Origin of the sequence: Streptomyces sp. NPDC086835, from assembly GCF_044745705.1 — a bacterium.
GTDB lineage: Bacteria > Actinomycetota > Actinomycetes > Streptomycetales > Streptomycetaceae > Streptomyces.
The window spans coordinates 324,726-345,814 of sequence record NZ_JBIVAU010000009.1 but is presented as its reverse complement, the minus strand read 5'-3'; the positions used below and the strand labels follow the sequence as shown (position 1 = coordinate 345,814).

At 73.1% G+C, this 21,089-nt stretch carries 19 protein-coding genes; 9 read left to right on the top strand and 10 right to left on the bottom strand.

Annotated features, from left to right (window positions below; all coding sequences use genetic code 11):
* Window positions 1–41 precede the first annotated feature (41 nt).
* A complete protein-coding gene (locus tag ACIPJI_RS27670; RefSeq protein ID WP_402249490.1) occupies window positions 42–1,967 on the bottom strand; it encodes an ATP-binding protein in 1,926 nt (641 codons plus the stop codon).
* A gap of 376 nt (window positions 1,968–2,343) precedes the next feature.
* Between ACIPJI_RS27670 and ACIPJI_RS27665 the strand changes: the two genes are divergently transcribed.
* Complete coding sequence (locus tag ACIPJI_RS27665) at window positions 2,344–3,192, top strand: acyltransferase (protein WP_307705207.1); 849 nt, start codon at window positions 2,344–2,346, stop codon at window positions 3,190–3,192.
* Here ACIPJI_RS27665 and ACIPJI_RS27660 read toward each other — a convergent pair whose 3' ends face one another.
* Window positions 3,193–4,059, bottom strand: a complete 867-nt coding sequence (locus ACIPJI_RS27660; protein ID WP_159694179.1) for a DMT family transporter — start codon at window positions 4,057–4,059, stop codon at window positions 3,193–3,195.
* Between the two features lie 93 nt (window positions 4,060–4,152).
* On the opposite strand from ACIPJI_RS27660, the gene ACIPJI_RS27655 reads away from it, so the two are divergent.
* The gene (locus ACIPJI_RS27655) at window positions 4,153–4,725 is read left to right on the top strand and encodes a helix-turn-helix domain-containing protein (RefSeq protein ID WP_307705205.1); all 573 of its coding nucleotides are present in this window, start codon (window positions 4,153–4,155) and stop codon (window positions 4,723–4,725) included.
* Between the two features lie 44 nt (window positions 4,726–4,769).
* Complete coding sequence (locus tag ACIPJI_RS27650) at window positions 4,770–5,324, top strand: YbaK/EbsC family protein (RefSeq protein WP_402249487.1); 555 nt, start codon at window positions 4,770–4,772, stop codon at window positions 5,322–5,324.
* A gap of 46 nt (window positions 5,325–5,370) precedes the next feature.
* On the opposite strand, the gene ACIPJI_RS27645 is transcribed toward ACIPJI_RS27650, so the two are convergent.
* On the bottom strand, window positions 5,371–5,778 hold the full coding sequence (locus tag ACIPJI_RS27645) for a CoA-binding protein (protein WP_307705203.1): 408 nt from the start codon (window positions 5,776–5,778) through the stop codon (window positions 5,371–5,373).
* 76 nt (window positions 5,779–5,854) lie between these two features.
* Between ACIPJI_RS27645 and ACIPJI_RS27640 the strand changes: the two genes are divergently transcribed.
* From ACIPJI_RS27640 to ACIPJI_RS27630, 3 genes are read left to right on the top strand one after another with little or no spacing between them, the layout of a single operon-like run.
* Window positions 5,855–6,481 carry a YigZ family protein gene (locus ACIPJI_RS27640; protein ID WP_356620301.1) on the top strand — a complete coding sequence of 209 codons (627 nt, stop codon included), beginning with the start codon at window positions 5,855–5,857 and terminating at the stop codon, window positions 6,479–6,481.
* A gap of 42 nt (window positions 6,482–6,523) precedes the next feature.
* Window positions 6,524–7,690, top strand: a complete 1,167-nt coding sequence (locus tag ACIPJI_RS27635) for an exonuclease SbcCD subunit D (RefSeq protein ID WP_402249485.1) — start codon at window positions 6,524–6,526, stop codon at window positions 7,688–7,690.
* Entirely contained in the window at window positions 7,687–10,767 is a 3,081-nt protein-coding gene (locus ACIPJI_RS27630) for an AAA family ATPase (protein ID WP_402249483.1), read from the top strand. Before ACIPJI_RS27635 ends, ACIPJI_RS27630 begins: the two co-directional genes overlap by 4 nt.
* Here ACIPJI_RS27630 and ACIPJI_RS27625 read toward each other — a convergent pair.
* On the bottom strand, window positions 10,757–11,203 hold the full coding sequence (locus tag ACIPJI_RS27625; protein ID WP_307705199.1) for an Lrp/AsnC family transcriptional regulator: 447 nt from the start codon (window positions 11,201–11,203) through the stop codon (window positions 10,757–10,759). The genes ACIPJI_RS27630 and ACIPJI_RS27625 overlap by 11 nt on opposite strands.
* Before the next feature lie 94 nt (window positions 11,204–11,297).
* On the opposite strand from ACIPJI_RS27625, the gene ACIPJI_RS27620 reads away from it, so the two are divergent.
* On the top strand, window positions 11,298–11,798 hold the full coding sequence (locus tag ACIPJI_RS27620) for a rhodanese-like domain-containing protein (RefSeq protein WP_356620307.1): 501 nt from the start codon (window positions 11,298–11,300) through the stop codon (window positions 11,796–11,798).
* A gap of 115 nt (window positions 11,799–11,913) precedes the next feature.
* Here ACIPJI_RS27620 and ACIPJI_RS27615 read toward each other — a convergent pair whose 3' ends face one another.
* Window positions 11,914–12,696, bottom strand: a complete 783-nt coding sequence (locus ACIPJI_RS27615; protein WP_402249482.1) for an ATP-grasp domain-containing protein — start codon at window positions 12,694–12,696, stop codon at window positions 11,914–11,916.
* Window positions 12,697–12,805: 109 nt separating this feature from the next.
* Between ACIPJI_RS27615 and ACIPJI_RS27610 the strand changes: the two genes are divergently transcribed.
* Window positions 12,806–13,657, top strand: coding sequence for an SDR family oxidoreductase (locus tag ACIPJI_RS27610; RefSeq protein ID WP_402249480.1), 852 nt, complete (start codon window positions 12,806–12,808; stop codon window positions 13,655–13,657).
* Between the two features lie 281 nt (window positions 13,658–13,938).
* Here the strand turns inward: ACIPJI_RS27610 and ACIPJI_RS27605 are convergent, their stop codons facing one another.
* Window positions 13,939–15,627: a DUF885 domain-containing protein gene (locus tag ACIPJI_RS27605; protein WP_356620313.1), complete on the bottom strand. Its 1,689-nt coding sequence runs from the start codon at window positions 15,625–15,627 to the stop codon at window positions 13,939–13,941.
* 79 nt (window positions 15,628–15,706) lie between these two features.
* Entirely contained in the window at window positions 15,707–16,195 is a 489-nt protein-coding gene (locus tag ACIPJI_RS27600; RefSeq protein WP_307705196.1) for an Lrp/AsnC family transcriptional regulator, read from the bottom strand.
* Window positions 16,196–16,254: 59 nt separating this feature from the next.
* Between ACIPJI_RS27600 and ACIPJI_RS27595 the strand changes: the two genes are divergently transcribed.
* On the top strand, window positions 16,255–17,481 hold the full coding sequence (locus ACIPJI_RS27595) for a PLP-dependent transferase (RefSeq protein WP_356620316.1): 1,227 nt from the start codon (window positions 16,255–16,257) through the stop codon (window positions 17,479–17,481).
* On the opposite strand, the gene ACIPJI_RS27590 is transcribed toward ACIPJI_RS27595, so the two are convergent.
* From ACIPJI_RS27590 to ACIPJI_RS27580, 3 genes are all read right to left on the bottom strand, one after another.
* Window positions 17,390–18,802 carry a GNAT family N-acetyltransferase gene (locus ACIPJI_RS27590; protein WP_356620318.1) on the bottom strand — a complete coding sequence of 471 codons (1,413 nt, stop codon included), beginning with the start codon at window positions 18,800–18,802 and terminating at the stop codon, window positions 17,390–17,392. The genes ACIPJI_RS27595 and ACIPJI_RS27590 overlap by 92 nt on opposite strands.
* A gap of 183 nt (window positions 18,803–18,985) precedes the next feature.
* The gene (locus ACIPJI_RS27585; protein ID WP_402249477.1) at window positions 18,986–20,569 is read right to left on the bottom strand and encodes an alkaline phosphatase D family protein; all 1,584 of its coding nucleotides are present in this window, start codon (window positions 20,567–20,569) and stop codon (window positions 18,986–18,988) included.
* Between the two features lie 120 nt (window positions 20,570–20,689).
* Window positions 20,690–21,067 (bottom strand): hypothetical protein, encoded by a 378-nt coding sequence (locus ACIPJI_RS27580; protein ID WP_402249475.1) that lies wholly within the window; start codon window positions 21,065–21,067, stop codon window positions 20,690–20,692.
* Window positions 21,068–21,089 lie beyond the last annotated feature (22 nt).

Below are 21,089 nucleotides of genomic sequence, written 5' to 3'. Positions count from 1 at the left end.
GTACGGGATGGGGACGGACGGCGGCGGCGCGCCGGGCCCGGTCACGGCCCGGCCGTCCCGGACGCCTCTTCCGAGGGACCGCCGTGCGGATCCGTGTGCGCCGGCGCCTCGGACGGGAAGGACGGGCCCGACCCCGCGGCGGGGGAGCCGGAGTTCCCGGGACGGCGGGAGCGGTGGAACGCGCCGAACTGCGTGCCCGCGTCCCGGCCGGTCCCGGCGTAGCCCTCCGACAGGCCCGCCCCAAGGTCGCGGCCGCGGTCCGCCGCCGCCATCGTGCGGCCCGCCGGCCGCACCGGCAGGCCGCCGGGCGTCGCCACCCGGCGCACACCCTGCGCCGGGACGGGCACGCTGTCGCCGGCCGTGCCGCCAGCCGCCGTGATCCCGGCCCCGCCCGCCCACGGCGTCCCTCCTGCCGTGTCCGGCCCGGCTGTTGCGGTTGCCGGTGTGCTCTCCCAGGAGGTCGTCGCGACGGGGCCGTCCCCGGTCGCGGTGGTGGTTGCCGTGGCCTCCCAGGCTCCGACCGTGCCGGCCTCGGCTCCTGCTGTCGCTGTCGTGCTCTCCCACGAGGGCGTCCCCGCCGTGCCCGCCCCGGAAGTCGTCGGGGCGTCGGGCAGTGGGACGGTGATGCCGTGGGCCGGGGTCACATGCCCGGTCGCCGCCTGCTCCGGCAGGCCGTTACGCGGCTGAGCGAGCAGCTGCGGCGGCAGCAGCACCACCACTCCCGTACCGCCGCGCGACGACGGCCGGAAGCTGACGCTCATGCGGTACTTCACGGCCAGCCTGCCGACCACGGCCAGCCCGAGCCGGGTGCCCTGAAGGGTGGCGAGGTCGGTGATTCCGCCGGACACCGCCTCCTCCGCCCGGCGCATCGCAGCGTCGGACATTCTCAGGCCGCTGTCCTCGATGGTGACGACCAGGCCGGCCGTCCGTTCCTCGACGTAGACATGGACCTCCTCGACCGGCGGGGAGAAGTTCGCCGCGTTGTCCATCAGTTCGGCCAGCAGGTGCATCACGCCCTCGGCGGCGAAACCGGCGACGGCGGCCGTGCTGGAGGAGTGCAGCCGCACCCGCTGGTACGCGGCGATGCGCCCGACCGCGCCGCGCAGGACGGATTCCACGGGGATCGGCTTGTTCCAGGCGCGGCTGGCCCGGCCGCCCATGAGGAGCGCCAGCCGGTCGGTCATCAGACCGAGCTGGGAGGCGTCGTGGTCGAGCTTCAGCAGATCGCCGAAGACCTCCTCGCCGTGCCGGTCCTGCATCTCGCGCAGATCGGCCAGCATGGTCACGGCCTTCGCCTGGACCCGGCTGAGGGCCTTCGCGCTCGCGCCCTGGGCGGCCGCCGCGCGTCGCTCGCTGAGCGCCAGCTCCCGCACCGTCGCCTCGAGCAGCACCCGCAGCCGGGAGTCGGCGGGCCGGTCCAGGCCCGCCATCACCGTCTCGGCCGACGCGCCGGTGCGCAGATGGGCCACCGCGGCCGGCAGGGCGACCGTCGTGATCCGGTCGACGCCGTCCGCGGCCAGCGCCAACTGCCGCACGGCGGCCGCACAGTTCGCCGCGGAGGCCCGGGCGCGGTGTTCCGCCGCGCCGACCTCGGTGGCGAAGGCCTCCAGCATGCGCCGCAGTTGGGCGTCGTTGGGACCCGGCGTGCCGGTCAGGGTGTCCTCGACGGTGGCGCCGTCACGCAGCCGTTTGACGACGGCGGGGACGGTGACGTTGAGCAGGTGCGCAGCTTCGGCGGCGAGCTGCGCCGACCGGGCCTGGAGCGTGCGCAGTTCGCCGCTCGCGGCGGCACCCGCGCCCCGGCGTCGGCGCAGCGTCGCCGACGCGGCGCCGGCGGTGGACGCGACGCCCAGCCAGGCGACGCAGACCGTCGCGGCCACCCATGCGCGGGCGGATGCGGGAGCGGCCGCGACCACCGCTCCGCCGGCCAGGGCGGCCGCCAGCAGCGCGGTCAGCGGCAGGGGCACGGGGGAACGCCGTGACGTACGTGTCCGGTGTGGTGTGGGAGCCACTGACATTCCGCGATCCCTCGCTGCTCGAGTGCGGGAGGAGCTGTGGGAACAGGCGGCCGGCCGGCGCATCGGCCCGTATCGCCTGCCACGGGCGACGTGTTGACGCCGATCACTGACGGTGATCCTCCGGAAGCGTGCGGTGTCATGCTAGCCAGGCGTGAGGCCGCGGACTCCGGAGTGCGCGCACTGTCCACAGAACGGTGGAGTTGCGCGCGAAGTGGCCTGCGAGAGCCGCTTCTCGTGGTAAACGGCGGGCCGCGGGTGGCCCTTGGGGCGAACATCACAGCACGTCACGCCCGGCGTGCGGGGCCGGGCCGACTACCGTGGGCGGGTGCCGAAGAACAGAAACACGTTCTCATCGCCCGCCGCCTGGTGGCGGCGCGGACTCGCACGCGCCGTCCACCGCGGCTGGCAGTGGATGCAGGAGGCGGGCGCCGTCACGGCCGACCGTCCGGGGCGGCTCGACTTCCGACGGATCGGGACCGGCACCCGGCTCGCCTTCCCGCAGGGGACCGTCTTCGGTGAACCGTGGATCGAGCTGGGCGCGCACTGCATCATCGCCGAGCAGGTGACCCTGACCGCCGGGATGATGCCCGGCCTGGATCTCGGCCCCGATCCCATCCTGACCCTGGGGGACGGGGTGGTCCTGGGACGCGGCAGTCATGTCATCGCCGACACCCGCGTGACCATCGGCTCCGACACGTACTGCGGTCCGTACGTCTACATCACCTCGACGAACCACAGCTACGACGACCCGCACGAGCCGGTCGGAAAGCAGTGGCCCCGCACCGACCCCGTCTCGATCGGCCCCGGCTGCTGGCTGGGGACGGGCGCGGTGATCCTCCCCGGCGCCCGGCTGGGCCGCAACGTGGTGGTGGCGGCGGGCGCGGTCGTACGGGGCGAGGTGCCCGACCACTCCGTGGTGGCGGGAGCCCCCGCCCGCGTCGTACGCCGGTGGGACGAGGCAGGCGGCTGGCAGCCGCCGTTGCGCACGCCCGCGCCGGTGCCCATCCCGGAGGGCGTCACCCCGGAGCAACTGCGGGCGCTCGCCGAGCTCGAGAAGCAACTGCCGCGGACGGGCGTCGACGGCGTCGCTCTGCCGCAGGCGGGTGTCGAGAGCGGGAAGCTGCCGGAGGTGGCTGCTCCCGGCCGGGCCGGCTCCGAGGTCGAAGGGCGCTGATCAGCCGCTCGCCAGCAGGACCGTGCCCACCAGCGCCAGTCCGGCGCCGGCGGCCTGCACCGTGCGCAGCCGTTCCTTGAGGATCACCAGCGCCGCGAAGACCGTCACGACCGGATACAGGTTGGCGAGGACCGCGGCCACCGTGACCGGCCCGGTCTGCGCGGCGATCGAGTACGTGCCGTTGGCCGCCACGTCCGCGAGCCCGACGAAGGCGAGCGCGGGCAGCGAGCGCAGGACGGTCCGCAGGCCCCCGTCCTCCGGCAGCGCCCGGCCGCCGCGCCTGACCGACACCCACAGGGCGGCCCCGCCGACGGCGACATTGGTCACGCGCTGGACGAACAGCGCCAGGAACAGTCCGGTGAGCGTGGTCGACGCCTCCGCGATCAGGGCCAGTACGGCGCCGAACCCGAATGCCGCGACGAGCGTCATCAGGACCGCCTGGCGCTGTACCGGTGCGCCGCGCAGTTCGGGGCCGCCCGCGAGGACGATGCCGGCCACCGCCACCGCGATCCCCGCGAACTGGAGCACTCCGGGCCGCTCGCCCAGCAGGAGCCCGATGCCGACGGGGACGGCGACGCCGAGTGAACCGAGTGGTGAGACCACGCCCATCGGGCCGAGCGCGAGGGCCTTGTAGAAGCAGAGCATCGCCACCGGGCCCACCGCGCCGGCCGCCACGGCGTACCAGAGCCGCGGTCCGGCCTCTGCGAAGCCGCCGGTCGCGACGACGATCGCGCCCAGGACCACCACCGCGACGGACTGGGAGGCGACGACCACGGTGAGCGCGGGCGTGCGTCGCGTGAGCAGGCCGCCGCCGAAGTCGGCCAGTCCCCATAGGAGGCTGGTGGCCAGGGCGAAGAGTGCGGTCATGCGATGCCTCGCAGTACAGTGCGGTGAACGATTCGGTGCACCACACGGTAGTGCAATGTATTGAACTCTGTCATCCAAGATATTGGACGGAATGTGTCGGACCTCGACCAGCTCACCCAGTCGCTCGCCCGCAACCTCAAGCACTGGCGCGGCGAACGGGGCTTCACCCTGGACGCTCTCGCCGCCCGTTCCGGGGTCAGCCGGGGAATGATCATCCAGATCGAGCAGGCGCGCACCAACCCCAGCGTCGGCACCACGGTGAAACTCGCCGACGCCCTCGGCGTCAGCATCACCACGCTGCTCGACTACGAGCAGGGCGCCCAGGTCCGCATCGTCCCCCCGGAGCAGGCCGTCCGTATGTGGTCCACCTCGACCGGCAGCTCCACCACGCTCCTCGTCGGCAACGAGCGCGGCGGGCCGCTGGAGCTGTGGTCATGGCGGCTGATGCCCGGTGACGAGAGCGCCTCCGACCCGCACCCCGACGGGACGACGGAACTGCTGCACGTCACCGCCGGTGAACTGACCCTCGTCGTCGACGGGCAGGCCCACGCCGTCCCCGCCGGCACCTCGGCCACCTTCGAGGCGAACGTCCCGCACGCCTACCGCAACGAGGGCGAGGTGGTCGTCGAAGTGATGATGGCCGTCTCCGTCCCGCCCGTCCGCTGAGACGCCCGATCGCCGCCGTGCGGCGTGGTGTTAACGTGCCGCACATGCGCGCACCCATCGGGAATTTCGACGATGCCACCCCCGCACCCGACTGCCTCGACCTCCTCGTCGCACCTGTCGCGGCGGCCGTGCGTGCCTGGCACGGCGACGTGCCGGCCGAGCAGATCCTCTACGTCGACACGGACCCGGAGATCGCCGACACCGCCGTCTTCGTCGAGCACTACGGCCGCGAACTGCTCGAGCAGTCGGCGAACTGCGTCGTCGTCGCCGGGAAGCGGGGCGGCGTCACCTCGCTCGCCGGCTGCCTGGTGCTGTCCCACACCCGTGTCGACGTCAACGGTGCCGTGCGCAGACAACTGGGCGCCCGCAAGGCGTCGTTCGCGCCGATGGAGACCGCGACCGGCGAGAGCGGCATGGAGTACGGCGGGATCACCCCGGTCGGGCTGCCCGCCGACTGGCCGCTGCTGGTGGACCCGGCCGTCGTCGACACCGAATGGGTCCTCGTCGGCAGCGGCCGCCGACGCGGCAAGCTGATCCTGCCGGGCAAGGCGTTCGCCGCCCTGCCCGGCGCCGTGGTCGTCGAAGGCCTCGGCATCTGACAACGGGCCGGCCGGGACGCCCGCCCCGCCGGGAGCGACCGGCGGCTCAGCCCAGCCGCGGGATCTCGATCGCGGGGCACCGGTCCATCACCATGTCCACGCCGGCCGCCCTGGTGCGCGCGTACGCCTCCTCGTCGATCACGCCGAGCTGGAACCAGACGGCCTTCGCGCCGATACCGACGGCCTCGTCGGCCACCGCGCCGGCCAGACCCGAGTTCACGAACACGTCGACGACGTCGACCGGGAACGGGATCTCGGAGAGACTCGCGTACCCCTTCTCACCGTGCACCGTCTCTGCCTTCGGGTGCACCGGCACGATGCGCTTGCCGTAGCGCTGGAGCACATCGGCCACGCCGTATGCCGCCCGCTCCTCGTTGTGGGACAGGCCGACCACCGCCCAGGTGTCACCGGTGGCCGTCAGGATTCTGCGGATCGTCTCTGCGTCTGCGTACATGCCACGAGAACGGGCGGGAGGTCCCCGCGATTCCCCGGTGGCCGAACCCGCCCCGGACGGCGCATAGGGTGGCCGGATGCAGGAGCAGTACCGGACGGTCGCCCGCGAGGGTGTCCACGAGACCGAGATCAACCGATCGCGCTTCATCTGCGCGCTCGCCCCGGCCGCCACGGAGGAGGAGGCCCAGGCCTTCGTCGCGCGCATCCGCAGGGAGCATCCGACCGCCACGCACAACTGCTTCGCCTATGTCGTCGGCGCCGACGCGGCCGTGCAGAAGGCGAGCGACGACGGTGAGCCCGGCGGCACGGCCGGGGTGCCCATGCTGCAGATGCTGATGCGCCGGGAGATCCGCTACGTCGCCGCCGTCGTCACCCGGTACTACGGCGGCGTCAAGCTCGGCGCGGGCGGGCTGATCAGGGCGTACGGCGGCGTCGTCGGCGAGGCCCTGGACGCGCTCGGCACCGTCACCCGCAAGCGGTTCCGGCTCGCCACCGTCACCGTCGACCACCAGCGAGCCGGAAAGCTGGAGAACGACCTCCGGGCGACCGGCCGTCAGGTGCGCGACGTCACATACACGGACACCGTCCGCATCGGGATCGGGCTGCCCGACGCCGACGTCGACGCCTTCCGCGCCTGGTTGGCGGACGTCACGGCGGGCACGGCCGGGCTGGAACTCGGGGGCGAGGCGTACGGAGATGCGTGAAGCCGCCCGCATTGTCCGACCCCACCGATACGCTCACGGATCATGAGACTCCTGCACACGTCGGACTGGCACCTGGGCCGGTCGTTCCACCGGGTGAGCATGCTCGACGCCCAAGCCGCGTTCCTCGACCACCTGGTGGCGACGGTGCGCGAGCGCGAGGTCGACGCGGTGCTGGTGGCGGGAGACGTGTACGACCGGGCCGTCCCGCCGCTCGCCGCCGTGGCGCTGTTCGACGAGGCGCTGCACCGGCTCGCGGACGCCGGCGTGCCGACGGTGATGATCTCCGGGAACCACGACTCGGCGCGCCGCCTCGGCGTCGGAGCAGGACTCATCGACCGGGCCGGCATACATCTGCGCACCGACCCGGCGGGCTGCGGCACCCCCGTGCTGCTCGCCGACGATCACGGCCAGGTCGCCTGCTACGGCCTGCCCTATCTCGAACCGTCCCTGGTCAGGAACGAGTTCGGGACGGAGAAGGCCGCCCACGAGACGGTGCTCGCCGCGGCGATGGAGCGGATACGGGACGACCTCGCCGCCCGCGAGGAAGGCACCCGGTCCGTGGTGCTCGCCCACGCCTTCGTCATGGGCGGCGAGGAGAGCGACAGCGAGCGGGACATCACCGTCGGCGGTGTCTGCGCCGTCCCCTCCGGTGTCTTCCGCGGCGTGGACTACGTCGCCCTCGGGCACCTGCACGGCTGCCAGACCATCACCGAGCGGATCCGCTACTCGGGCTCCCCGCTCGCCTACTCCTTCTCCGAGGCCGACCACCGCAAGACGATGTGGCTCGTCGACCTCGACGCCTCGGGAGCCGTCACCGCCGAGCGGATCGACTGCCCGGTGCCACGCCCCCTCGCCCGGCTGCGCGGCACCATGGAGGAGCTGCTGGAGAGCCCGGAGCTGGACCGGCACGAGGAGTCGTTCGTGGAGGCGACCCTCACCGACGCCGTGCGCCCGGCGGATCCGATGGCGCGGCTCACCCGGCGCTTCCCGCACATCCTCAGCCTGGTGTTCGAGCCGGACCGCGCTCCGCAGGACACGTCCGCCTCCTACGCCCAACGGCTGCGCGGGCGCAGCGACCAGCAGATCGCGGAGGACTTCGTGGCCCACGTCCGCGGCGGCAACGGCCCCGACGACGGCGAGCGCACCGTGCTGCGCGCCGCCTTCGAGGACGTACGGGTCGACGCCGGTGTGCGCGAGGTGGCCGGGTGAGACTGCACAGACTCGCCGTCACGGCGTTCGGGCCGTTCGGAGCCACCCAGGAAGTCGATTTCGACGCCCTCGCGAGCTCCGGCATCTTCCTGCTGCACGGGCCGACAGGCGCCGGCAAGACCTCCGTGCTCGACGCCGTCTGCTTCGCGCTCTACGGCGCGGTCCCCGGCGCGCGCCAGAGCCCCGGGACGTCGCTGCGCAGCGACCACGCGCCGGCCGGCACGCCGACCGAGGTCAGCCTCGAACTGACCGTCGCCGGGCGGCGGCTGGAGATCACCCGCCGCCCGGCACAGCCGCGCCCCAAGGCACGCGGCAAGGGTTTCGTCACCGAGCGGGCGCACAGCACGCTGCGCGAGTACGACACGGCGAACGGGGAATGGCGGCCGCTCAGCAAGTCGCACCAGGAGATCGGTGAGGAGATCACCCAGCTCCTCGGGATGAGCCGCGAGCAGTTCTGCCAGGTCGTCCTGTTGCCGCAGGGAGATTTCGCCCGATTCCTCCGGGCGGACGCGGAGGCCCGCGGCAAGCTCCTCGGACGGCTCTTCGACACACGCCGGTTCGCCGCCGTCGAGGACCACCTCGCCGAGCTGCGGCGCGCCGCCGAGCACCAGGTGAAGGCCGGCGACGAACGGCTGCTCGCCGTCGCCCACCGGATCGAGCAGGCCGCCGGCCCGGCGGCCGCGGAGTGGACCCGGCCCGAGCAGCAGCCCGGCGACCCCGGCCTCGCGGACGCCGTCCTGCAATGGGCGGCGGTGGCCCGCACCGGCGCCCGTGAGCGGCTCGACATCGCCGAGTACGCCCTCGCCGCCGCCGAGAGCCGGCAGGCGGCCGCCCGCCGGGCCCTCGAGGCCGAACAGGAACTGGACCGGCTCCAGCGGCGGTACACGGAGGCGCTGGAGCGCTCCGAGGTCCTCGAGACGCGGCGCGCGGAGCACGAGAGCCGGTGCGCCCGGCTGGAACGGGCCCGCAAGGCCGCGCTCGTCGAGCCGGCGCTGCGGATGCGCGACGCCGCGGAGCGCGAGCACCGCACGGCGGAGGCCGAACGCGAACGCACCAGGGCCGCACTGCCCGCCGAACTCACCGACGCGGGCGCGGACCGGCTCACCGGCGCCGAACGCGCGCTGCGCCAGGAGCTCGGCGGCCTGGACGCCGCCCGCAGGGCGGAGGCCCGCGCCTCGGACATCACCCGCGAGCTGGCTGAGCTCGACCGGCAGGCCCGGGCCGACGACGACATCCTCGCCGAGGCGGCGGACTGGCTCGCCGAATGGGACGGCGTCCGCCGTGGCCACCAGGAACGGATCACGGCCGCGCAGGAGGCCGCCACCCGGGCCGAACACCTCGCGGGCCGGCTCGAACCGGCTCGCGAACGACTGCGCGCAGCCCAGGAGCGCGACGACCTCGCCGCCCGCGCGGACAAGGCCGCCGAACGGCTGCGCACCCTGCACGAGCGCGCCAACGAGGCCAAGGCGGCCTGGCTCGACCTCAAGGAGCGCCGGCTCCAGGGCATCGCCACGGAACTGGCCTCGGCGCTCGTCCCGGGCGAAGCCTGCGCCGTCTGCGGCTCCGTGGACCACCCGGCGCCGGCCCGCGCGGGCGCCGGGCACGTGGACCGTGCCGCGGAGGACACGGCCTACGACCGGTACGTACGCGCCCAGAAGGCCAAGGAGGACGCGGAGCGGGAGCTGGCCGTGCTCGGCGAGTCCCGAGCTTCGTCAGCGGCCAGGGCCCGCGGCCCGGAGCCGTCGTCCGCCGCGCACTCGCGGCAGGGAACGACCGTCCCCGCCCCCCGGTCCGGCGAGGACCCGGCGGTGGCGGACCTGCGCGGAGCTGTGGAGGAACTGGAGCGGGAGTACGCCGGCGCGCGTGATCTTGCGGCCGGAACACACGGCGCCCGCGAGGCACTTGAACGCGCGGAGCGGGAGTACGAGAAGCGGGTCACCGCCCGGCAGGAGGCGGAGCGGCGCAGCGCCGCCCGCACCTCCCGGCGGGAGACCCTCGACCAGGAACTGGCCCTGCTCCAGGACGACCTGTCCAGAGCGCGAGACGGCGCCCGCAGCGTCGCCGAGCGCGCCGCGCAGTTGGAGAGCCGGGCCGGTCTGCTGACCGCCGCGGCGGACGCCGTCCGCGCGGTCGACAGCACCGCCCTGCGGCTGAAGCAGGCCGACGACCGGCTCGCCGACGCCGCCTTCCGCGCCGGCTTCGACACACCCGCGGACGCGGCGGCGCGCCTTTTGACCGACGCCGAACAGCGCGACATCCAGCACCGTGTCGACGCCTGGCAGGCGGAGGCCGCCGCCGTCGCCGACCGGCTCGCGGAGGAGGACGCCCGTGCCGCGGCGGCCCGGCCCCCCGCGGCGCCCGGGACGGCCCACGCCGTCCACGAGGCCGCGGAGCGCGCACTGCGCGACGCCGCATCGGCGCTCGACGCCGCACGCGACAGGTGCGCCGAACTCGACCGGCTGTCCCGGCAGGCCACCTCGGAGACCCTCGCGCTGCGCCCGCTGCGCGAGGAGTACGACCTGGTGGCCGGCCTGGCCTCCCTCACCGCGGGAACCTCCGCCGACAACGAACGTAAGATGCGCCTCGAGTCGTATGTACTCGCCGCCCGCCTGGAACAGGTCGCGGCAGCCGCCACCGTACGGCTTCAGCGGATGTCCTCCGGCCGGTACACCCTCATCCACTCCGACGCCCGCACCGGCGGGAAACGCGCAGGCCTCGGACTGCGCGTGGTCGACGCCTGGACCGGCAGGGAACGCGACACGGCGACCCTGTCCGGCGGCGAGACGTTCTTCGCCTCGCTCGCCCTCGCGCTCGGCCTCGCCGACGTGGTCACCGACGAGGCCGGCGGCATGCGGCTCGACACCCTGTTCATCGACGAGGGCTTCGGCAGCCTCGACGACCAGACCCTCGACGAGGTGCTCGACGTCCTCGACTCGCTCCGCGAACGGGACCGCAGCGTCGGCATCGTCAGCCATGTCGGCGATCTGCGCCGACGCATCCCCGCGCAACTGGAGGTCGTCAAGGACCGCGGCGGGTCGGCCGTGCGGCTGCGGACGGAGGCGGCCCTCAGCGACTGATCGGGCGGCGGCGCAGCGGCGAGGAGTAGACGACGCTCGTCGTCACGGAGCCCAGCGCGCCGATCTTCCCGGAGACCTGCTCGAGGTGGCTCATCGAGCGGGCGGCGACCTTCAGCACGAAGCAGTCGTCGCCGGTGACATGGTGGGCCTCGAGGATCTCGGGCGTCGCGTCCAGCAGATCGTGGAACGGCTTGTAGTTGCCGTTCGGATAGCGCAGCCGCACGAAGGCGAGGATCGGCAGCCCGATCCGCTCCTGGTCCACGACCGCCGAATACCCCTCGATGACGCCCGCCTCCTCCAGCCTCCGCACCCGCTCGGTGACGGCGCTCGGGGACATGGAGACGGCCCGCGCCAACTCCGCGAAGCTGGCCCTGCCCCGGGTCTGGAGGGCCTCGAGTATGCGCCAGTCGGTGGCGTCCGGTGAATATCCCGTCATGGCCGACACACAACAGGGGATTCCCCGGCCGATCAAGACGAGCGCCGGGGAATCCCACTTCCTGGAGACGATCACCGACCGTAGATTTCTGGACATGACCACGACGCAGAGCAACACCCCCGTGACGCGGCCGGCCAACCCCGTCCTTCGGGTGCCGCCCGCCGACCCGGCCGCCGCGGCGGCCTACTTCGGCGCGAGCCTGGCCTTCCACGCCGATGTCTCCGACGTCGCGGCCGCGCTCTCGGCCGGCGGTGACCCCGGATTCGTGGTCCTGGACTCCCGCTCCACCGAGGCCTGGGACCAGGGACACGTTCCGGGCGCGGTGCACCTGCCGACCGCCCTCATCCCGGAGCAGGCCGGGCAACTCCTCGACAGGTCCGTGCCGGTCGTCACCTACTGCTGGGGCCCCGGCTGCAACGGAGCCACCCGCGCGGCACTCGCCCTCGCCCGACTGGGCTTCCAGGTCAAGGAGATGCTCGGCGGCTTCGAGTACTGGGCCAGGGAGGGCTTCGAGTACGAGACCTGGGAGGGCCGTACCGTCCGCGAAGCCGACCCGCTGACCGCACCCGTCGGCGCGGAGGACTGCGGCTGCTGAACCGGACCCGGGGCCGCGCACCCCGCCGCCGGCTCACAGGCAACCGCCGGCCTCGGGTCGGACTCGCGGGCGGGGCAAAAGGCCACCACCGACCGAGGATCCCGTCGTCAACCGCTCACCGGCGCACGACGGAGGGGGAGTGCCGCAGGAACCCGGCATCCCTCGCCAGGACCTGTCCGCGCGGCCGGGCCGCCCGCAGGACGACATCGAGGACGGCGTCCTCGTCGCACGCGTAATGGCCGCTCGCCCAGGCGGCGTTGGCCTCGACGACGGCCCAGCCGCCGTCGACCGACCCCACGTCGACCACGATCGCGCTCGGCAGGCCGGCAGGGTCCAGCCGGGCGGCGAAGGCGAGGACCTGCTCCCGGCACGGGTCCCTCTCCAGCGGAGCGACGTCCAGCTCGCCGCGCACGGCATACCGGCTGCCCGTCACCACCGCGCCGTCGAGCAGGAACAGCCGGTACTCGGCCGTGAACGTCACGATGTCGCTGACCAGCACCTGAGTGTCGTCGTCGACGGCGTCCGGTCCGGGCAGCCCGCTGCCGTCCGGGTACACCCTGGCAGGGAAGCTCTTGTCGTTGGGCGGTTTGACGAACGCCGGCCTGCGCAGCGCCCGGGCCTCCGCGACCGTCGTCAACTCGATCTGCCGAGCAGTCAGTTCGCGGGGAAGTGCGGCCAGCCACGCCTGCGGCGCCTCCAACAGGCCGAGTCCGAGCTCGCCGGCCACCGCGTCCGCGAACAGCGGCCCGGCGTAGAGGGAGCCGCCCGGCACGTCCCGGAACTCCTCCGGCACGCGCCAGTCGTGCAGCGTCCTCGTACGCATGCCCCGCCGGACAGCGGCAGCAGCAAGTGCCTTGCCCGTGGCGGTGATCCGGGGGGAGAGGAAGAGAGTGCGCATGCTCCGAAGGGTGCCGTACGGGGACTGCGCCGCGGTACCGAATTCGCCCAGAGCGCCGGTGCCGGAAACCGCATGACAACACCCGGCGCATCGATCATGATGCATGGTCATGCCCAGGATGCCGCATCCTTCCGCCGAGTTGCTGCGCCGCGACCTCCTCCCGCTGCGCGGCCGCACCGCCCTGGTCACCGGGGCCGGCCGCACGGGCGGGATCGGCTACGCGGTCGCCCGGCGCCTCGCCGCGTACGGCGCGAGCGTCTACCTCCACCACCACGTTCCGCACGACACCGCCCAGCCGTGGGGCGCGGAGCCCGGCGGGCCCGAAGCGGTCGCCGCGGGCGTGCGTGAAGCCCTCGGGGACCCCGAGGCGCTCGTCTGCCACGGTCCCGCCGACCTGTCCGACGCCGACGCCCCCGCCGCGCTGATGGCCACGGCCGCCCACGCGCTCGGCGGCCGTCTCGACATCCTCGTCGCCAACCACGCCCTGAGCGGCTTCGACGGTCCGCTGGACGGGATCGACGCCGCCATGCTCGACGCGCACTGGGCGGTCGACGCCCGCTCCGTGATCCTGCTGGTCCAGGCATACGCGCGGTTGCGTGCCAGGCTGCCCGCGCGGACGCCGGGCGGCCGGATCCTGATGATGACCTCGGGCCAGGACATCGCGGGTGGCATGCCCGGCGAGATCGCCTACGCCCTCGCGAAGGGCGCGCTGGCCTCCGCTACCCGCTCCTTGGCCACCTCGCTCGCCGACCTGGCCGTGACCGTCAACTGTGTCAATCCTGGCCCCGTCGACACGGATTACCTGGACGGCGAGGCGTACGAGGCCGTCGCGGCGATGTTCCCGGCCGGCCGGTGGGGCATGCCGGACGATCCGGCCCGCCTGATCGCGTGGCTGGCGACGGACGAGGCGGAGTGGATCACGGGGCAGGTCATCGACTCGGAGGGCGGCTTCCGCCGCTGACACGTGACCGGCGGCTCCGCCCCCTACGCCTGGCGGCCTGGGGGGACCCCCACCGGACCCCCGCGCCTCAATCACCGGAGAGGCTTGAGTTGCCCGCCAACTCGAGTCCGCCTGGGGGCACCTCCCCCGGCCGCCGGGCCGTACGGGAGTGTGAGGACACCGCGCGACGCGCGGTACGGGTCCGGGCGGAGCCCCACGCGGCGGAGCCGCACATCGATGCAGCGGGAAGGGGCGGGGTGGGAAAGGCGCCGCGCAGCGGCAGACCCGCCCCGCCCCCACCGTCACAGACGGGACAGCTCCTCCACCAGGTCGTCCAGCCCCAGCGACCCCTGCGAGAGCGCCGCCATGTGCCACGCCTTCGCGTCGAACGCCTCCCCGTGCGCCCGGCGCGCGTTCTCGCGGCCCAGCAGCCAGGCCCGTTCGCCGAGCTTGTAACCGATGGCCTGGGCCGGCATCGACAGGTAGCGGGTGAGTTCGCTCTCCACGAAGTCCGCCGGCCGGCCGCTGTGCATGCCGAAGAACTCCTGCGCCAGCTCCGGAGTCCAGCGCTCGCCCGGGTGGAACGGCGAGTCGGCCGGGATCTCCAGCTCGAGGTGCATGCCGATGTCGACGATGACCCGGCACGCCCGCATCATCTGGGCGTCCAGGTAGCCGAGGCGGCGCTCCGCGTCCTTGAGGAAGCCCAGCTCGTCCATCAGGCGTTCCGCGTACAGCGCCCAGCCCTCGGCGTTGGCGCTCACCTGTCCGACGGAGGACTGGTAGCGGGAGAGCCGGTCGGCGACATGGGCCCACTGGGCAAGCTGGAGGTGGTGGCCGGGGACGCCTTCGTGGTACCAGGTCGACACCAGGTCGTAGACGGGGAACCGGGTCGCTCCCATGGTGGGCAGCCAGGTCTGGCCCGGCCGGGAGAAGTCCTCCGACGGTGCCGTGTAGTACGGCGCGGCGGCTCCTCCGGGCGGGGCGATACGGGACTCCACCCTCCTCACCCGCTCGGCGAGTTCGAAGTGGGTGCCGTCGAGCGCCTCGATCGCCTCGTCCATCAGCTTCTGGAGCCAGACCCGCACCTCCTCCTCGCCCTCGATGTGCTCGCCGTGCACATCGAGGTGGGCCAGCGCCTCCCAGGGGCCCGCGCCGGGAAGGATCTTCTCCGCTTCCTTCTTCATCTCGCCGAGCAGCCGGTGGTATTCGGACCAGCCGTACGCGTAGGCCTCGTCGAGGTCGAGGTCGGTGCCGTTGAAGTAGCGCGACCAGCGGGCGTATCGCTCACGGCCGACGGTGTCCGGGGCGTCCGCCACGGCGGGGGCGTACACGTCGCGCATCCAGTCACGCAGCTCGGCCACGGACCGGGTCGCCGCGCCGGCCGCGACGTCGAGTTCGACGCGGAGTGCGGCGGGGCCGGCGGACGCGAACTCCTCGAACCAGCCGCGGCCGGTGCCGCCGCCGCTCCATTCCGTCAGCTGCTCGATGAAGGTGGCCGTGGCCCGCGGGCCGCCGTAGAGCTTCTTCTCGAGGCCGAGGGCGAGGGACTCCCGGTAGCCCTCCAGGGCCCGGGGGACGGCGCGCAGCCGCTCGGCGATCGCCGCCCAGTCCTCTTCGGTCTCCGCCGGAGTGACGGTGAACGTCTCGCGGACCGTGTGGGCGGGGGAGTGGATGTTGCTGACGGCGCGCAGGCTCTCCTCCGCCTCGTGGACGGCGAGTTCGGCGGTGAGGCGCTCGCGCAGCAGCCGCCCGCAGCGGCGCTCGACGTCACTGTCGGCGCCCGGCAGCTTCTCCGCGTCGTCGAGCCGGGCCAGGGTCTCGCGGGCGAGATCGGCGAGCGCTTCGGTCCCCGCGGGCGAGAAGTCGGGGAGGAGCCCTGAACTTTCCTTGATTCCCAGGTAGGTACCGAGGGCCGGATCGAGTTCGATGAGTGCGTCGACGTAAGCGTCGGCGACCTGACGGGGCAGCGGGCTGCTGGAAGTGTCTGGCATGGGGCACATCCTTGTACGAAGACGTGCCCCTCGTCACCACCATTGGCTCCCGGGCACCTGACATCCGGCTAGAAGTGGATCATCCGCCGGCGGACGCCGCCGGGGGCAGCAGCGGCCCGCACTCCCACTGCTGGAAGATCAAACGGGTCTCGACCCTGGCCACCTCGCGTTGCGAGGTGAACTCGTCGATCACCAGGCGCTGGAGGTCCGCCATGTCGGTCACCGCGACGTGGACGAGGTAGTCGTCGGGGCCGGTGAGATGGAACAGCGCCAGCGACTCGGGAAGTGCGCGGATGCGTTCGACGAACGGACCGATCAGTTCGCGCCGGTGCGGCCGTACCTGGACCGACAGCAGCGCCTGGAGCCCCCGGCCCAGCCGTGCCGGGTCGAGGGCGAGGCGGTGTCCGAGGATGACGCCGGAGCGGCGCAGTCTGGTGACCCGGTCCAGGCAGGTCGAGGCGGCCACACCGATCTCCGCCGCGAGGTCCCGGTACGTGGTCCGTGCGTCGTTCTGAAGCAGGCGGAGAATCTGGAGATCGATCGGGTCCAGTGCGACGGAATCAGCCATTTGCCGAACGTAGCACGGAGGAGAATCGCTACCTCCCGGTAACTGTTCACAGTGCCGCCATGGAGAACGCAGCCTCGGCCGCGCCCGTGACCCGGGCCCTGGCCACCGATGCCGTGCACGCCGGACGCGAGGATCTCGCGGAGCTCGGACTGCACGCCCCGCCGCTCGACCTGTCGACCACCTACCCGTCGTACGACGCCGCCGGCGAGGCCGCGCGGATCGACGCGTTCGCCACGACCGGAGCCCGGCCGGAGGGGCCGCCCGTCTACGCACGGCTGGACAACCCCACCACCGCCCGGTTCGAGACGGCGCTCGCCAAGCTCGAGGGCACGGAGAGCGCCGTCGCGTTCGCCAGCGGCATGGCGGCCCTGACCGCCGTGCTGCTGGTGCGGGCGAGCATGGGCCTGCGCCACGTCGTCGCCGTCCGGCCGTTGTACGGCTGCAGCGACCATCTGCTGAACGCCGGACTTCTCGGCACCGAGGTCACCTGGACCGACCCGGCCGGCATCGCCGACGCCCTGCGGCCCGACACCGGACTGGTCATGGTCGAGACCCCGGCCAACCCGACGCTCGCCGAGGTGGACCTGCGGGCCGTTCGGCACGCCTGCGGTTCGGTGCCGTTGCTCGTCGACAACACCTTTGCCACCCCCGTGCTCCAGCGTCCCGCCGAAGAGGGCGCCCGGCTGGTCCTGCACAGCGCCACCAAGTACCTCGGGGGCCACGGCGACGTGATGGGCGGTGTGGTCGCCTGCGACGAGGAGCTCGCCTGCAAGCTGCGCCAGGTCCGATTCGCGACCGGCGGCGTGCTGCACCCGATGGCCGGATACATGCTGCTGCGCGGGCTGTCGACGCTGCCGGTGCGGGTGCGGGCCGCGTCCACCACGGCCGCCGACCTCGCCCGCAGGCTCACCACCGACCCGCGGGTCGCCCGGGTCCACTACCCGAGCATCGGCGGGGCGATGGTCTCCTTCGAGGTCTACGGGAACCCGCACGACGTGATCGCCGGGGTACGGCTGATCACGCCGGCGGTGAGCCTCGGCAGCGTCGACACCTTGATCCAGCACCCGGCTTCCATCAGCCACCGCATCGTCGATGTGGACGACCGGCGCTCGGCCGGCGTCAGCGACCGGCTGCTGAGGATGTCGGTCGGGCTCGAGGACGTCGAGGACCTGTGGCGGGACCTGACGGAGGCGCTCAGCGCTCGCCCTGCCCGGTCCGTTCCGTCCGCTCCGTCTGCTCGTAACGGGAGCGCCGACGACCGGGAGCCGCAGCCAGTCGGGCGGTGACCACCAAGGTCCCCTCCTCGATCTGGTAGTCGAGCGGCAGTCCGAGGCCGCGCATGGCGGCGACCATCGCGGTGTTCGACGACCGGGTGACGGCGTACACGCTGTCGCATCCGGCCTCGGCCGCCATGCCGGCCAGACGCTCCAGCAGCTGCGAGCCGATGCCGCGGCGCTGCCAGTCGTCCTCGACGAGCAGCGCCACCTCGGTCTCGTCGCCGTCCCACAGCAGGTGGCCGAGGGCGACGAGCCGGCCGGACGCCGTCTCCACCGCCAGCGTCCGGCCGAAACGCGGACTCAGCAGATGGTTGAGGTAGCGGTCCGCGTCCCGGACGGGGCCGTGGTAGCGCATCTCGAGCGTCCGGGCCGAGCACCGTGCGTGCATGGCGAGAGCGGCGTCCACATCGTCCAGGTCGGCGCGGCGCACGGAGATCTCGTTGCCCTCGGGGAGCGTGAGGATGTCCTGGCTGCGGGGGATACGGGGACCGAGGCGCGCGTCGAGCTCGACGAGTGCGCGGGCTCGGGCGAATTCGGTCGGGGTGAAGGGCAGATAGGCGCGTTCGACGATGATCGCGCCGCCGTTCGGGTCACGCAGATGCATCACCGTGTCCTCGAGGACCCCCTCGACCGGGGGCATCTCGCCGGTGGGGCGGCCCGTGGGGGACACGGCCGGGCGGGAGCGGATGGTGCATCGGCCGAGCAACTGCCTCAGTGCCAGCGGCAGTTCGGCGGCGTCCAGGGCGGTACGGGTGGCGAGGCCGAGCACCCGGGTGGGCGTGTCGACGAGGTCGTGCGCGTCGGCGCGCTCCGTCCAGGTGCCGCTGCCGCCGGCCGCGGCCACCTCGCGGGTGAGCTGCGGTGCCTGGAGGGACGCGGGCGCCCGCAGCAGGAACTCGTCGACCGTCCCCTCGGCCAGCGGATGGGTCTGCAGCGTCAGGATGTCCACGTCGAGCCGGGCCAGGGCGTTGCACAGGGCGGCGAGACTGCCGGGGGTGTCCTGGACGGTGGTGCGCATCCGCCACAGGGCGGTCTCGCGGGGACTCTGCTCCCCGGCTGTCTCCGGGGACGCGGCGGAGGCCTCGGCGGCCGCCGCCTCCGGAGGCGGCGCATGACTGTGGCGCCGTGCCCACCATGTGTGGAACGTGGCCGTCGCGGCCAGCGTCACCGCGGAGGCGATGAGCAGGAACGGCCCGTCGGGAGTGTGCCCGATCAGTTTGGCGATGGTGTCGGCGACCGCGACGGCGGTGAACATGGCGGCCAGTTCGACGAGGTCCCGCCGCCAGTGGTGCGGACGGCGGGCGCTCTTCGCGGAAGTCACATCTGTCATGGCTTCACTGTGACCGACCGGTGTTGCGTGATCACGAACGCTTTGTGACTGATGGGTTAAGCGCCGATCTGGAGCGCTATCGGCCCCTTTTGGCCGATTCTGGCGTGCGGTGTTCGCTTCCATGGGGCAACACGTACAGGTTTCCGCTCCGGCGCGCGCCCGCCGGGCCCGCGCCGGCCCCCGTCACTGGCCGACACGCCCAGGCTGAAGTGTCGTGGCGAAGAGCACAGTTCCGCCCTCCGCGCGCAGCCGCACCGTCAGCTCGCCGCTGTCGCCGTCGATGTCGACCTCCCCGAAATACTGCGGAGACTCCATCGGCGACACGTTCGCCCGCCGCGGCGCCCGCACGAAGACCCGCTCGGGACCGAACGTCCCGTCCAGCGCGTTCGCCGGAAAACCGCCGGCGGCCAGCGGCCCCGAGACGAACTCCCAGAACGGCGCGAAATCCTTGAAGGCCGCGCGCTCGGGCGCGTAGTGCTGGGCCGACGTGTAGTGCACATCGGCGGTCAGCCACACGGTGCCCGTGATCCGGCGGTGTTTGATGTGCCGCAGCAGTTCGGCGATCTGCAGCTCACGCCCCAGCGGCGCGCCCGGGTCGCCCTGCGCCACGGCCTCGAAGTTCGTGGAGCCGTCCGGCACCACGAGCCCGAGCGGCATGTCGGCGGCGATCACCTTCCACACCGCGTTCGACCGGTCCAGTTCCCGCTTCAGCCACGCGAGCTGCCCGGCGCCGAGGATGCCCTCGCCCTCGTCCGCCTGCCGGTTCGGCGAGTTGGCGTCGCGGTAGGTGCGCATGTCGAGCACGAACACGTCCAGCAGCGGACCGTGGTGGACCACCCGGTGGACGCGGCCCTCGCCGCCGTGCCCGGTGGCGGAGAGCGTGCTGACGGGGAAGTACTCGGCGAACGCCCGCATCGAACGCCGTGCGAGGACGTCCACGTCCTTCTCGGTGTACCGGGCGTCGTCGAGGATCTGCCCCGGGTACCAGTTGTTGCGCACCTCGTGGTCGTCCCATTGCACGATCGTCGGCACCTGGGCGTTGAACCGGCGGACGTTCTCGTCGAGCAGGTTGTAACGGAAGTTGCCCCGGTACTCGTCGAGCGTCTCTGCGACCTTCGACTTCTCCTCCGTGACCACGTTGCGCCACAACCGTCCGTCCGGCAGGGTCACGCTCGGTACGAGCGGGCCGTCCGCGTACACGGTGTCCCCGCTGCACAGGAAGAAGTCCGGATCCAGACGCCGCATCTCCTCGTACGCCCGGTAGCCGCCGATGTCGGGGTTGATGCCCCAGCCCTGCCCGGCGATGTCGCCCGACCACAGGAACCGCACGCCGCGCCGGCGGTTCGCCGGCGCGGTACGGAACGTCCCGTACACGGCCTCGCCGGTGCGCCGGTGGTCGTCCGGGTCGGCGAGCGTGACCCGGTAGTGCACCTGCTCGCCGGCGGGCAGGCCGCGCAAGGCCGTCGTCCCCGTGAAGTCCGTCCCCGGTCCGAGCAGCGGTCCGTGCCACCTGCGGGCACGCCGGAACGATCCGGTCGCGGACGTCTCCACGATCATCCGCGCGGGCCGGTCGGAACGCACCCACACCAGCCCGGACGTGGCCGTGACGTCACCGGTCTGCACGCCCCAGGCCGCGCGCGGCCGTCCGGACAGCGCCAGCGCCGGAGCCGCGCCCACGGCGGGCAGCGCCAGCGCCGCGGAGGCGGCCACCGCGCCGCGCAGGACGCGGCGGCGGGCGGGGGGAGAACTCTGCGGGGTCTGTGACATTGCTGTGCCTCCAGGCGGTTCGGCCGGTGTGCCGAGCCATGCCTAGCGGCAGGCCGAGTCCGTTGGGCGAACGCCGGGTGAACGGCGTGCCGTGCCCCCTTCGCAGCCGCCTGGGCCCGGTCAGGCCCGCAGCGCCGGATCCCGGTCCTGGCCCTCGCCCGCCGTGGCCGGCTCGGGCTCGAAGTCCCAGGAACCGCGCTTGAACAGGGGCCGGAAGTCGGGGTGGTCCTCCCAGTGCCGGGCGAGGCCCACCAACTGGTCCCAGTTGTGCGCCAGCGTCTGGTCGATGACGCGCCGCAACTCCGCATCGGCCGTGGCGCGTTGCTCACAGATGCCCTTCACGGCCGCCGCACTCTTGACGGCACCGCTCAGCGCACGCAGGGCACGCGAGGTGTCGTCCATGCCGAAGCCGTGGTCACTGCCGTTCTCCGGGTCGAAGAGGGGGCGGAGCCGGTCCTCGAGGAACGAGGTGATCTCCGAGAAGTGCTGCTGATCCATCACGGCTCCGTTTCCGTCCCAC